This window comes from uncultured Gemella sp. (genome assembly GCF_963525165.1).
In the GTDB taxonomy this organism is placed as follows: Bacteria; Bacillota; Bacilli; order Staphylococcales; family Gemellaceae; genus Gemella.
In genome coordinates this window covers 40,943-54,891 of record NZ_CAURJN010000002.1, presented here as the reverse complement: position 1 = coordinate 54,891, position 13,949 = coordinate 40,943, and the positions used below count along the sequence as shown (strand labels likewise).

9 protein-coding genes are annotated in these 13,949 nt (G+C 31.7%); 8 read left to right on the top strand and 1 reads right to left on the bottom strand.

Features of this window, described 5'->3' with window-relative positions:
- Positions 1-275: 275 nt before the first annotated feature.
- The 4 genes from RWQ74_RS00730 to RWQ74_RS00715 all read left to right on the top strand — a co-directional run bounded on the left by RWQ74_RS00730 (position 276) and on the right by RWQ74_RS00715 (position 6,194).
- Positions 276-2,789: a transglycosylase domain-containing protein gene (locus tag RWQ74_RS00730; RefSeq protein ID WP_314395872.1), complete on the top strand. Its 2,514-nt coding sequence runs from the start codon at positions 276-278 to the stop codon at positions 2,787-2,789.
- Between the two features lie 183 nt (positions 2,790-2,972).
- Entirely contained in the window at positions 2,973-3,833 is an 861-nt protein-coding gene (rapZ, locus tag RWQ74_RS00725; RefSeq protein WP_314395869.1) for an RNase adapter RapZ, read from the top strand.
- A gap of 4 nt (positions 3,834-3,837) precedes the next feature.
- Positions 3,838-4,821, top strand: a complete 984-nt coding sequence (locus tag RWQ74_RS00720) for a YvcK family protein (protein ID WP_314395867.1) — start codon at positions 3,838-3,840, stop codon at positions 4,819-4,821.
- A gap of 23 nt (positions 4,822-4,844) precedes the next feature.
- On the top strand, positions 4,845-6,194 hold the full coding sequence (locus tag RWQ74_RS00715; protein WP_314395865.1) for a glucose-6-phosphate isomerase: 1,350 nt from the start codon (positions 4,845-4,847) through the stop codon (positions 6,192-6,194).
- A gap of 535 nt (positions 6,195-6,729) precedes the next feature.
- Here RWQ74_RS00715 and RWQ74_RS00710 read toward each other — a convergent pair.
- Positions 6,730-7,437, bottom strand: a complete 708-nt coding sequence (locus tag RWQ74_RS00710) for a UTRA domain-containing protein (RefSeq protein ID WP_314395863.1) — start codon at positions 7,435-7,437, stop codon at positions 6,730-6,732.
- Between the two features lie 237 nt (positions 7,438-7,674).
- On the opposite strand from RWQ74_RS00710, the gene malQ reads away from it, so the two are divergent.
- The 4 genes from malQ to RWQ74_RS00690 are packed head-to-tail and all read left to right on the top strand — an operon-like array spanning position 7,675 to position 13,841.
- Positions 7,675-9,165 (top strand): 4-alpha-glucanotransferase, encoded by a 1,491-nt coding sequence (gene malQ / locus RWQ74_RS00705; protein ID WP_314395861.1) that lies wholly within the window; start codon positions 7,675-7,677, stop codon positions 9,163-9,165.
- 1 nt (position 9,166) lies between these two features.
- Entirely contained in the window at positions 9,167-11,422 is a 2,256-nt protein-coding gene (gene glgP, locus RWQ74_RS00700; RefSeq protein WP_314395859.1) for a glycogen/starch/alpha-glucan family phosphorylase, read from the top strand.
- Positions 11,400-12,236 carry an endonuclease/exonuclease/phosphatase family protein gene (locus RWQ74_RS00695; RefSeq protein WP_314395857.1) on the top strand — a complete coding sequence of 279 codons (837 nt, stop codon included), beginning with the start codon at positions 11,400-11,402 and terminating at the stop codon, positions 12,234-12,236. The genes glgP and RWQ74_RS00695 overlap by 23 nt, the downstream gene beginning before the upstream one ends.
- 18 nt (positions 12,237-12,254) lie before the next feature.
- Complete coding sequence (locus RWQ74_RS00690) at positions 12,255-13,841, top strand: alpha-glucoside-specific PTS transporter subunit IIBC (protein ID WP_314395855.1); 1,587 nt, start codon at positions 12,255-12,257, stop codon at positions 13,839-13,841.
- Positions 13,842-13,949 lie beyond the last annotated feature (108 nt).

Below are 13,949 nucleotides of genomic sequence, written 5' to 3'. Positions count from 1 at the left end.
AGAAAACATGATTTTTGAGTCACTCTTTTTTTATATTATAATAAAATTTGAAGAATAATAGTAAATTGTTTTAGTTTAATATTAACTAGTAAGTGTATAATTTTAAAATCTTTGTTTATATTACAATCTTGTTAAATAATAGTTAATATTTACAAAGTAAATTGATTTTTTTTTCAATATACATTAAAATTAATGTAGTATATTGTAACATTTTATTGCGTAAAATAAATATGAATAAAGAGAAAGTTTAAAAATATATAAAGAGAGGATATGCTATGGCAGAAAATAATAACAATCGGTTATCAAGAAAAGATAGACACTCTCAAGAAAGAAAGAGTGTTATGCCAGGTGGATATATATCTAGAGGAAATACTAATCCAACAAATAATGGGCAACCAAGAAGGCCGTTAACAAATGAAGAAATTATGAGAAGAGGACGACAAGGGCAAAATCGTCCTACTTCCCCACAAAGACCTCAAGGTACAAATAAAAGACAAGGATTACCACAATTACAACAAAGGAATTCTCAACAGGGTGCTAACGGTAATGGTACAGGAGGTCCGAGAAGACCGATGGGACTAAAAAGAATAAGTAGTCCAAATTTTAAAAAAGGTAATAAAAAATTGTGGTTGAAGATTTTAAGATATGGATTGTATGTAGCGAGTGTTGCTATTATATCACTATTCTTATTATGTGTGTTTTGGATATACCAAGCACCAGCTTTTGATTCGAAGATTTTAGATAATAATTCAAGAACAATTGTTTATGATGCGAATAATAATGAGGTAGCAAAACTGGGAAATCAGATTGGTGAAAATCTAGAGACGGCAGATATACCGCAGAAAATGCAAGATGCTATTTTAGCAACTGAGGATAATAGATTCTTTGAACATGGTGCGGTTGACTTTAGACGTTTAGTAGGAGCTGTTGTATCGAACTTAACTAGTGGTTTTGGTTCGCAAGGGGCATCAACTATTTCTCAACAGTTAATCAAGAGAACCTTCCTTGATGACAATAAGAGCGTTAAGCGTAAAGTTCAAGAAGCGTATTTAGCATATAAGCTTGAACAAAACTATGATAAAGAGTCAATATTTACAATGTATGTAAACAGAATCTATTATTCTGATGGAGTTTATGGGCTTAAAACAGCTGCTAAATATTATTACGGAAAAGAATTAAATCAACTTACTCTTCCACAAATGGCTCTTTTAGCAGGTATGCCTCAACACCCTAATACGTATAACCCTTATGATAATCCAGAAGCGGCTAAAGCTCGTCGTGATACGGTGCTTTACTTAATGCAATATCATGGGAAAATTTCAGAAGCTGATTCACAAACTGCCCAAAAAACTGACGTTTTATCAGGGATAATACAGCGTGATGAAAGTGAACGTGTATTATTATCAAGTGAATTTGATTCAAAATATACTTCTTATATGAATCAAATTGTAAATGAACTAAAAAATAGTAAAGAATATAAAGACTATGAAGGTGACGTCTTAAACTTAGGGCTTAAAATTTATACAAACTTTGATTCTAAAATTCAAGACACTTTAACTGAGAGTGTCAATGCAAACTATGCTGGCATAAAACAAGCAAGTAATGTTGCGATGGTAGTACTAAACAATGAAAATAGTGGTATTGCTGCATTATATGGTGGTAAAAAACAAACGTTCCACGGATTCAATATTGCTACTCAAGCTAAATTACAGCCTGGTTCATCAATTAAACCAATTCTTGCCTACGGACCGGCAATTGAATATCTAAATTGGGGATCTGACCATATGGTTAATGATACTAAGATTCAAGGTTCACAAATTCAAAACTGGGATAGACAATTCCATGGAAATATTACGATTAATAATGCATTAGTGTGGTCATATAATATACCTGCTATTAAAACTTATCAGGAAGTTGGATTTAATAGGGTAAAACAATATGCAGCTAATGTTGGTATGAATATAACAGATGATTCTATTACAACTCCAATTGGAGGAAGCGGGGATGGCTTTTCACCACTACAAATGGCAGGAGCATATGTTCCATTTAGTAATGGAGGATATTATGCAACACCAAAAGCTATTAAGAAAGTATACGATAGTGAGGGGACTGAAGTGAAAAGCTTCAGTACTGATGATAGAAAACGTGTTATTAAAGAATCTACCGCATATATTATGACATCTATGCTTAGAAATGTAGTGAACGGAACAGCGTCATTTGCTCGTATTAGTGGAGCTGATATGGCAGTTAAAACTGGTACGACTACCTTTGGGGAAGGTGAAGCGCAAAAATATGGTTTTGATATTAATAACTATTCTAAAGATTCTTGGACGGTAGGATATACTAGTAATTACACGATGGCAGTATGGCAGGGATTTGACGCAATAGATGGTCCGACGAAGTATATGACTCAAGCTGATACTCAAAGAACGCAAGCATTGTATCGAATTAATATGCAAAATATTGTCCGAATACATCCTGCTAAGGGATTCTCGGTTCCAGGGAACGTCGGATCTATAAATGGTGGAGTTAAAGTTATTACAGAAAGTGAACGTCGTCAAATAGAAGAGCAGAATAGGCGTAATCAAGAAGAAAAAGAACGTGAAAATAAAAACGACGATAATAATCGTAATAATAATTCTGATGACGATAATAATACAAACAGTAATCAAAATAACTCTTCGAATAATAACCAATCACGAAGTAATAATACAAATGTTACTACTTCGGGAGTAAGAAACAATAATAGTGCAAATAACACTAATAATACGAATAGAAATACTCGATAATTAGTATTTAAACTACTGCAGGAATAGCTTCTTGCAGTAGTTTCTTTTTTAGAAGTTTAAAAATACTACACAAAAATATAGAAATGGTGTACAATATAGGAATGGAGCAGTTTATTTATTCTTTGTTAAACTGGATATATTATTCCATAAAACGTATATTATTATAAAGATGGATGTGAAACTATGAAGAAGAAATTAGTTGTAATTACAGGAATAAGTGGAGCAGGGAAAAATACAGCATTAGAAATTTTTGAAAACCAAGGGTACTTTTGTACGGATAATTTACCTGGATTAGTTGTAGAGGATTTTTTAAGAATAATAGAAGAAAAAGAAATTGATAAAACAGCAATAAGTATTGATATAAGAAGTAAACACATTTTTGTCGATTTAAAAGAATTATTAAAAAAAATACAACACAGCGAGTATTTTGATGTTAGAATAATATTTTTGGATAGTGATGATCAAGTATTGGTTAATAGATATAAAGAAACTAGAAAGAATCATCCATTATCGTCTGAGTTTAGCTTACTTGAAGGTATATCTCAGGAAAGAAAAGATATGAATGATATTAAAGGCATTGCAAATTATATCTACGATACTACTAATACAACTGTAAAAGATTTGAAACAGAAAATATTAGAAGATTTTGGAATTGAGAAAAAAGAGAGTTATCATATTACAATCTCTAGTTTTGGATATAAATATGGAGTGCCAATAGATGCAGATAATATTGTTGATGTTCGTTTTTTAAAAAATCCATTTTATGTTAAGGAACTAAGAGAAAAAACAGGTCAAGACAGTGAGGTTTATGACTTTGTTTTTGAAGATGAAGTGACTCAAGAATTTTATGACAAGTATTTAAACCTTATGACATATATGGTAGATAAATATCAATATGAAGGTCGCGATAAGGTTGCTATAGCGGTAGGATGTACAGGTGGGAAACACCGTTCTGTTAGTATTGCAAGAAGGTTGCACGAAGATATTTCAAAATTAGGATATAGAGTATACTTGGAACATAGAGATATTAATAAGGGTAGGTAAAAAGATGAGAGCTAAAGTAAAAGTAGTTACTATAGGTGGGGGAACTGGATTGTCAGTTCTTTTGAGAGGATTGAAGAAATATCCTCTAGAGATAACAGCTGTAGTAACGGTAGCAGACGATGGGGGAAGTTCAGGAAAAATCAGAAGTGATATGAATATTCCTTCTCCTGGAGATATAAGAAATGTCATTGCTGCATTATCTGATGTGGAGCCATATTTGGAAAAAATGTTTCAATATCGTTTTGATAGTGGAGAAATTAAAGGACATCCAGTAGGTAATTTAATGATAGCGGCTATGACGGATATCCATGGTGATTTTTCTACAGCTGTAAAAGTAATGAGTAGAATTCTTAATGTACGTGGAACTGTTTTACCAACAACTAATGATATTGCGACTTTAAATGCGGTATTATCAACAGGAGAAATTATAAGAGGTGAATCTTCAATTACAGAAGCTGGAGGAGTAATTGATAGTGTTTATATTACACCATCTAGAGTTAAACCTAATGAAGATGTACTTAAAGCAATAGAGGAGGCAGATTATATTATTATGGGACCAGGAAGTCTATATACTTCTATAATTCCTAATCTTGTAATCTCTAAAGTCTCTGAAAAAATAAGAGAAAGTAATGCAAAAAAAATATATGTTTGTAATGTCATGACTCAACATGGGGAAACAGATAATTATTCTGTTTCAGATCATATCGTTGCGATTAATAAACATGTTGAAGAGAACATATTTGACTTAGTAATAGCTAATTCACGTGAATTTGATGATAGTATTTTATCGAAATATCACAAAGAAAAACAAGAACCGGTCAAAATCGATCATGATAAAATTGAAGAGTTGGGGATAAAATTAATAAAAAATAATGACGTTGGAATCGTTGATAATAATACGATTAGGCACAATGCGGATAAAGTTTCTGAATTAATTTACGATTATATTATAGACGATAAGCCAACAATGATTTATAATAAAAGGTGAGAAAACAAATAAGGAGAACAAAAATGCACTTAAAATTTGATTATTCGAAAGCACTAAACTTCTTTAACGAACAAGAAGTGAAAAATATGGAAGGTTATGTAAAAGTTGCTCACGATCAATTACACAATAAAACTGGAATTGGTAGTGATTTCTTAGGATGGGTTGATTTACCAACGAACTATGATAAAGAAGAATTTGCTAGAATTAAAGAAGCTAGTAAAAAAATTCAAGATAATTCTGATGTACTTGTTGTTATCGGAATAGGTGGTTCTTACTTAGGAGCTCGTGCAGCGATTGAAATGCTAAATGATAGTTTCTATAACTTCTACGAAAAAGATAGAAAAACTCCTCAAATCTTCTTTGTAGGTCATACTATTTCTTCAAGTTATACTCAAGAATTAGTAAATTACTTAAAAACTACAGGAAAAGACTTCTCTGTAAACGTAATTTCTAAATCTGGTACAACTACTGAGCCTGCGATTGCATTCCGTATCTTCAAAGAATTACTTGAAGAAAAATATGGAAAAGAAGGAGCAAGAGAAAGAATTTTCGCTACTACTGATAAAGCTCGTGGAGCATTAAAATCATTAGCTGATGATGAAGGATATGAAACATTTGTAGTACCTGATGATATCGGTGGACGTTTCACAGTTCTTACTGCGGTAGGGTTACTTCCAATTGCTGTAAGTGGAATTGATATTGATAAAATGATGGCTGGAGCTAAATTAGCTCAAGATGAACTTTCTTCACCAGATTTAAGTACTAACATTGCTTACCAATATGCTGTAATGCGTAACGTACTACAACAAAAAGGTAAATTAATTGAAATTCTTGTATCTTACGAACCATCGATGGTTTACTTCAACGAATGGTGGAAACAGCTTTACGGTGAGTCTGAAGGTAAAGATGGAAAAGCATTATATCCATCAAGTGTTTGCTTCTCAACTGATCTTCACTCAATGGGGCAATATGTTCAAGAGGGACGTCGTATCCTAATTGAAACTATCTTAAAAGTTAAATCTCCAAATAAAGATATTGAACTTAAAGAAGCTGAAAATAACTTAGATGGACTGAACTATTTAGCTGGAAAAACTATGGACTTTGTAAATACTAAAGCATTTGAAGGAACTCTTCTTGCTCACACAGATGGAGGAGTACCTAACTTTGTAGTAGAACTTCCTGATATGAGCGAGTTTACTTTTGGATACTTAGTATACTTCTTCGAAAAAGCTGTAGGTATTTCTGGATATATGCAAGGATTGAATCCATTCGACCAACCAGGAGTAGAAGCATATAAGAAAAATATGTTTGCTCTTCTTGGAAAACCAGGATTTGAAGACTTGAAAGCAGAATTAGAAGAAAGATTAAAATAATAATATAAAAAGCTGATAGAAGGATGAATTCCTTTATCAGCTTTTTTAATATATGAAGGGATGCCATATCTTAGAAATTTTTATATTTTTCTTTTTACTGTTTTAAGTGTAGCTTGCGACACCTCCATATATTTTGCTATCTCAAAAGGATATTCCGGTTAGAAAATGAGCCTGTAGTCTCATTTTCTCGCAGTAAAACACAACCGTGTTTTACTTCAGCTACTACAAAACAGTAAGAAAAATAAAAAAACTAATCAATACATGAAATAAATATCTTTAGTTATCAGTAATTTTGTTCAAATATTTTGTAATGATGAAAATGGAACTTTAAAAAGTTCTATCGATGAAATTAAGATTTGAAGCTTAATTTCAAGGTGTAATATCCACTTTAATTGTCTAAATGACAATTAAAGTTAGATGAAACTGTCCGTCACCGTACTTAAAATATTTGAATAGTAAGATTAATAAATTGAGAAGTAAAAAAGAACGACTCTATAAATTTGATCTGTATAAAATCGTAATTTATGAATCGTTTTTATCTTTTTGCCATAGTTACAAATGTAAATTTGTCAGGTCTATAACTAAGTATTCCGTATTGTAGTATATTTCCATTTGATAAATATGTGATACTTTCAACAACAGCCACCATATTATATTCACCTAAGTCCATATGTTGTTTTTCTTCTTCGGTTGCATATCTAAATGAAATCTCTCGTCTAGAGTGGGTAATATTTAATCCTAATTCTTTTTCTAAATATTTGTAGATAGAAGATTCAGCTATTTCTTTATTGATAAATGGTACAAGCTTACGATCAAAATATGACACTTCATATTCAAGGCGTTCGCCATTTATAATTCGGCTACGGCTAACTCTATAAAAATCATTGTTTTCATTAGCTCCAAAAATATTCATAATTTTTTTATCTCCTTGAATAATATAAAGAGACTGAAGGGTAGTTTTAATTTCATATTTTCCATCAATATTTAATTCAGAAGAAGTTTTAATATTTCCTAGATAGTTATTTTTAATCCTACCATGCCCTAGGATTAAAGAGTTCTTACCTTTGATTTTTTGAATGTAACCATTAATTTCTAATAGAGACAGGGCTTTTCTTATTGTATCTTTAGAATAGCCGTATTCCTTAACTAGCTCATTTTCACTCGGTAATTCAGTATTACGTTTATATACTCGAGTGTCAATTTTTTCTTTTAAGTCTCTGTAGACTTGTTTGTATTTACTCATTTACTATTAACCTCTCAAAGTTTATCTATATTATTATAAATGTACTGAGGTTAAAAATCAAGAAATATATAAAAGTTTCACAGTGTTTTCAACATTTACGTATAGGTTACATAATGAAATAAAAAGAATTACATAAATGTGTTGACAAAATGTAAGTGTTTTATTATAATAATTATTGTTGATTAATAAGAACTTATTTTGTACAGACAAGCTAAAAATAAAATGGAGGAAAATAGAATGACAAAACGTTCAAGTGGTGTTTTAATGCATATCACATCATTACCTGGTAAATTTGGTATAGGAACATTTGGTAAAAGTGCTTATGCTTTTGTTGATTTCTTAGAAGAAACAAAACAAACTTATTGGCAAATTTTACCACTTACAACTACTAGCTATGGTGATTCACCATACCAAAGTTTTTCAGCAGTAGCAGGGAACTTAAATTTAATTGATTTTTCATTATTAAAAGAAGATGGATTGCTTGAAGAAAGTGATTATGCAAATGTTAACTTTGGAGAAAACCCTGAAAAAGTTGATTATGCATTATTATTCGAAGCAAGAAGACCAATTTTAGAAAAAGCAGTCGCTAATACTAGTAAAAATAGTGAAGTATTAGCTGAAATTGAAAAATTTGAAGCAGAGAATTCAAGTTGGTTAGCTGATTATGCTGAGTATATGGCTATAAAAGAAAGTTTTGGATATAAGAGCTTTATTCACTGGGATGAAGATATTAAAAAAGGTGAAGAAACAGCACGTGAAAAATATCGTACAGAACTTCAAGATAGCATAAGATACTATACAGTAACACAATATTTCTTCTTTAAACAATGGTTAGCATTAAAAGAATATGCTAATGAAAAAGGAATTAAAATTATTGGAGATATGCCAATTTATGTAAGTGCTGATAGTGTTGAAATGTGGACTATGCCAGAACTATTTAAAGTTGATGAAAACAATGAGCCACTTTATGTAGCTGGATGTCCTGCAGATGACTTCAGTCCTACTGGACAACTTTGGGGTAATCCAATCTATGATTGGGAAAAACACAAAGAACAAGGATTTTCATGGTGGATTTACCGAGTGCAAGAGAGTTTCAAAATCTATGATGTACTTCGTATAGATCACTTTAAAGGATTCTCTGATTTCTGGCAAATAGATAAAGATGCTGAAAATGCAGTGAATGGTACTTGGGAAGCTGGTCCAGGAATTGAATTATTCCAAAAAATTAAAGAACAGTTAGGTGATTTACCAATCGTTGCAGAAAATCTAGGATTTATTGATGCTAAAGCAGAAAAATTATTAGATGATTCTGGATATCCAGGAATGAAAATTCTTCAATTTGCTTTCCCTGGAGAAGATAATTTAGATCGTCCACATCATTATACACAAAACAGTGTTGCTTACACTGGAACACACGATAATGATGTAGTTAATGGATGGTATGAAAAACTAAGTGAATCAGAAAGGAAACTAGTTTCTGAATACCTGAATTGTCGTGATGATGAAACAATCACTGAAGCAATGATTAGAGGAATCTACTCTTCAGTAAGTGATTACGCAATCGTAACAATGCAAGATTTATTAGACAAAGATGCAACAAGCAGAATGAACGTTCCATCAACAGTTGGAGGAAACTGGGAGTGGAGAATGCTTGAAGAAGATTTAACAGAAGAGAGAAAAGAATTTTTAAGAAACATTACAGTAAGATATTCAAGAGAGAGGGTATAAAATGTCATTTAGTAAATATGTATTAGATAATACAAATAAAGAACTAAGTACTTTAGAGAACAAAGAAATATATATACAACTATTAAATTATGTAAAAGAACAAGCTGATAAAAAAGCTTTAAACTCTGATAAAAAGAAAGTTTACTACATTTCAGCAGAATTTTTAATTGGTAAACTTTTATCAAACAACCTAATTAACTTAGGGATTTATGAAGAAATCGAAAAAGAATTAAATGCAGCTAATAAACGTCTTAGCGATGTTGAAGAAGCAGAATTAGAACCATCACTAGGTAACGGTGGTCTTGGGCGTTTAGCATCTTGTTTCATCGATTCTATCTCATCACTAGGAATCAATGGTGATGGAGTTGGATTAAACTACCACTGTGGATTATTCAGACAAGTATTTGTAAAAAATGAACAACACGCAGAGCCAAATTTCTGGATTGAAGATTCTTCATGGCTAAGAGATACTGATGTTAAATACACAGTACCGTTCAAAAACTTCAATCTAACTTCAACTCTAAAAAGAATTGACGTATTAGGATACAAAAAAGATACTAAAAACTACCTAAACTTATTCGATATTGAATCAGTAGATAGCAGTATCATTGAAAATGGTATTAGTTTCGATAAAACTGAAATTGAGAAAAACTTAACATTATTCTTATATCCAGATGATAGTGATAAAAATGGTGAATTACTACGTATTTACCAACAATACTTCATGGTATCAAATGCAGCTCAACTAATTTTAGATGAAGCTATTGCTAAAGGAAGTAATGTTCATGACTTATACGAATATGCATATGTTCAAATTAATGATACTCACCCAAGTATGGTAATTCCTGAATTAATTCGTTTATTAACTGAAAAACACGGAATTGAATTTGAAGAAGCATATACAATCGTTCAAAAAATGACTGGTTACACAAACCACACTATCTTAGCTGAGGCATTGGAAAAATGGCCATTAGCGTACTTAGAAGAAGTGGTACCACACTTAGTAACAATCATCAAACAATTAGATGCTGTTATTAGAGAAAAATATGAAGGTGAAGATGTTCAAATCATCGATAAAGATGATAGAGTACACATGGCAAACATGGATATTCACTTCTCTAACAGTGTAAACGGGGTTGCTTACCTACACACTGAAATTCTTAAAAACTCTGAGTTAAAACACTTCTATGAATTATATCCAGAGAAATTTAACAACAAAACTAACGGTATTACATTCAGACGTTGGTTAGAGTTCTCTAACAGATCATTAGCGGCTTACTTAAAAGACCTAATCGGTGATGAGTACTTAACAGATGCAACTAAATTAGAAAAACTATTAGCATTTGTAGATAGTAAAGAAGTAGCAGCTAAATTAGAAGAAATTAAATACGAGAATAAACTAGTTCTTAAAGAATATCTAAAAGAAACTCAAGGTATTGAACTAGATGAAAACAGTATTATTGATACTCAAATCAAGAGATTCCACGAATATAAACGTCAACAAATGAACGCTTTATATGTAATCAAAAAATACTTAGATATTAAAAATGGTAAATTACCAGAAAGAAAAATTACTGTATTCTTTGGTGGTAAAGCAGCACCAGCTTACATTATAGCTCAAGATATCATTCACTTAATTCTATGTCTATCAGAATTAATTAACAATGATCCAGAAGTAAACGAATACTTAAATGTATTCTTAGTTGAAAACTATAACGTAAGTGTTGCAGAAAAATTAATTCCAGCAACTGATATTTCAGAACAAATCTCATTAGCTTCTAAAGAAGCAAGTGGAACTGGTAATATGAAATTCATGTTAAACGGAGCTCTAACTCTAGGAACTTTAGATGGAGCTAACGTGGAAATTGACGAACTAGTTGGACGTGAAAATATCTACATCTTCGGTAAAGAAAGTGATGAAATCATTAAACTTTACGAAACTGCTGGATATGTTTCTAAAGAATACTATGAAAAAGATGGTGTTAAAGAAGTAGTTGATTTCATTGTTTCTGAAGATATAGTTAAACTAGGAAATAAAGAAAGATTAGAGAGATTATATAATGAACTTCTTAACAAAGACTGGTTCATGACACTTATTGACTTTGAGGAATATTACGCCAAGAAAGAAGAAATGTTAGCAGATTACGAAGACCGTGAATTATGGATGAAGAAAGTTATCACGAACATTGCGAAAGCAGGATTCTTCTCATCTGACCGTACAATTGCTCAATATAATGAAGATATTTGGAATAAATAAAAATAAAGGGGAACATACGATGAAACTATTAACGATTAATGTTCATAGTTGGTTAGAAGAAAATCAACTAGAAAAATTAAATATTTTAGCAAAGGTAATTGTAGAAAAAAATTATGACGTGGTTGCCATGCAAGAAGTAAATCAATTGATTAATAGTGAAGATGTTCAACAAGGGATAAAAACAGATAACTTCGGGAAATTGTTGTTAGATAAAATTAGAGAATATGGAGAAGAAGGTTACAGTTATTACTGGACTTACTCTCACATTGGATTTGATAAATTCGAAGAAGGATTAGCGATATTAGCTAAAGGTGAAGTTGTTGCCGTAGAGGACTTTTACTGTACGGCACAACAAACCGTGACTTCTATCGAATCAAGAAAAATATTAAAAGTAGATCTTAAAGTAAATAATGAGATCATAGAATTTTACAGTTGTCATATGAACTTGCCAACTTGTAAAGGAGAAGACATAGATCAAAATCTTAGCAACCTAGTTAATTATACAGATAACAAAAATCTTAAAGTTTTCATGGGAGATTTCAATACGGATTATTTCCATCAAGTAGATGATTACAAAAACATACTTGATAAAGGATTATATGATACATATGAATTAGCCGAGAAAAAAGATGGGGGAGTTACCGTATATAAAAATATAAGTGGTTGGGAAGATTCTATGTGTCAGAAAAAATTGGATTATGTATTTATAAATAGAAAATTGAACGTAAAAGAAAGTTTTGTTATATTTAATGATGATAATTATCCAATAATTTCTGATCATAATGGTTTAGAAGTAACATTAGCAGAGAAATAAAAAAAGGAGGAAAATGTTATGTTACAAAAAATTCAGCGTTTTGGAGGCGCTATGTTAATGCCATCTATTATATTCGCATTCTTCGGATTAGTAGTTGGATTAACTTCAATTTTTAAAAACCCTAACTTAGTAGGGAGCATCGCTACAGAAGGAACACTTTGGTATAACTTCTGGTTCGTAGTTGAACAAGGAGGATGGACAATCTTCAATCAAATGCCAGTAGTGTTCGCACTTGGTATTCCAATCGGTCTTGCTAAAAAAGCAAATGGTCGTGCTGCATTAGAAGCGTTCTTAATCTACATGGTTTTCAACTACTTCATCAATGGATTCTTAACTCAATTCAAATTCTTTGGAGTAGATGTAACACCAGCTCTTAAATTACCTACAGGTATTACAAGAATCGCTGGGGCAATCACTTTAGATACTTCAATCATCGGTTCTATCGTTATTGCATCTATCTCAGTATGGATTCACAACAAATACTTTGATAAAAAATTACCTGAATTACTAGGAATTTTCCAAGGATCAACATTTGTTATCTTAGTTGGATTTATCATCATGATTCCAGCTGCATTCTTAACAGCTTTATTATGGCCAAAAGTTCAATTAGGAATCGCTGCATTACAAGGATTCTTGAAAGTTTCTGGAGTTGCAGGGGTATTCACTTACACATTCCTAGAAAGAATTTTAATTCCAACAGGATTACATCACTTTATCTATGGACCGTTCATGTTTGGACCAGCAGTAGTAGAAAATGGAATCACAGCTTACTGGGTACAACACATTCAAGAGTTCTCTCAAAGCTCAACTCCATTAAAAGAGTTATTCCCTCAAGGTGGATTCTCATTACATGGTAACTCAAAAGTATTTGGTTTACCAGCAGCAGCTTTAGCTATGTATGTAACAGCTAAAGATAGCAAGAAAAAAGTTGTAGCCGGGTTATTAATCCCAGCAGCACTTACTGGTTTCTTAACAGGAATCACTGAACCAATCGAGTTCACATTCTTATTTGCAGCACCAATGTTATTCGCTACTCACGCAGTATTAGGTGCGTTAATGTCAGCAACTATGTACCAATTTGGAGTTGTAGGTAACTTCGGAAGTGGATTAATTGACTTCTTAGCTCTTAACTGGTTACCAATGTTCAAAAACCACTCTTCACAAATGTTCGTTCAAATCGGAATTGGATTAGTATTCTCTGTAATCTACTTCTTAGTATTTAGATTCTTAATCCTTAAATTCCAATTAAACACACCTGGACGCGAAGCAGATGATGCTGAAACAAAACTTTACTCTAAACAAGAGTACCGTGAAAAAGGTAAAGATGCACCAAAACCAGAAGTTAAAGATGATGCAGCTACTCATGATGATCAAGCTCTTATCATTCTTGAAGGTTTAGGTGGTAAAGATAACATCGTAGACGTTACTAACTGTGTAACAAGATTACGTGTTAACGTTAAAGACGAAAGCTTAGTTAAAGATGATGAATTCTTAAAACGTTCTGGAGCTCTAGGAGTTGCTCGTAACGGTAAAGCAATTCAAGTAATCATCGGATTCTCAGTAGGACAAGTTAGAGAAGCGTTCGAAAAAGAATTACACAAATAAGATAATTAATAAAAAGGAACTGATGTAAAAATCAGTTTCTTTTTTGTTATGAATGGATATACATACAGATCTTAGTACATAATTAAATATTGTTATTTCTGGCATTTA

Excerpts from the sequence above, each read along its gene's own strand:
- RWQ74_RS00695 (WP_314395857.1), top strand. The coding sequence starts at position 11,400 with ATGAAGATATTTGGAATAAATAAAAATAAAGGGGAACATACGATGAAA.
- rapZ (WP_314395869.1), top strand. The coding sequence starts at position 2,973 with ATGAAGAAGAAATTAGTTGTAATTACAGGAATAAGTGGAGCAGGGAAA.
- RWQ74_RS00730 (WP_314395872.1), top strand. The coding sequence starts at position 276 with ATGGCAGAAAATAATAACAATCGGTTATCAAGAAAAGATAGACACTCT.
- RWQ74_RS00710 (WP_314395863.1), bottom strand. The coding sequence starts at position 7,437 with ATGAGTAAATACAAACAAGTCTACAGAGACTTAAAAGAAAAAATTGAC.
- RWQ74_RS00690 (WP_314395855.1), top strand. The coding sequence starts at position 12,255 with ATGTTACAAAAAATTCAGCGTTTTGGAGGCGCTATGTTAATGCCATCT.
- glgP (WP_314395859.1), top strand. The coding sequence starts at position 9,167 with ATGTCATTTAGTAAATATGTATTAGATAATACAAATAAAGAACTAAGT.
- RWQ74_RS00715 (WP_314395865.1), top strand. The coding sequence starts at position 4,845 with ATGCACTTAAAATTTGATTATTCGAAAGCACTAAACTTCTTTAACGAA.
- malQ (WP_314395861.1), top strand. The coding sequence starts at position 7,675 with ATGACAAAACGTTCAAGTGGTGTTTTAATGCATATCACATCATTACCT.
- RWQ74_RS00720 (WP_314395867.1), top strand. The coding sequence starts at position 3,838 with ATGAGAGCTAAAGTAAAAGTAGTTACTATAGGTGGGGGAACTGGATTG.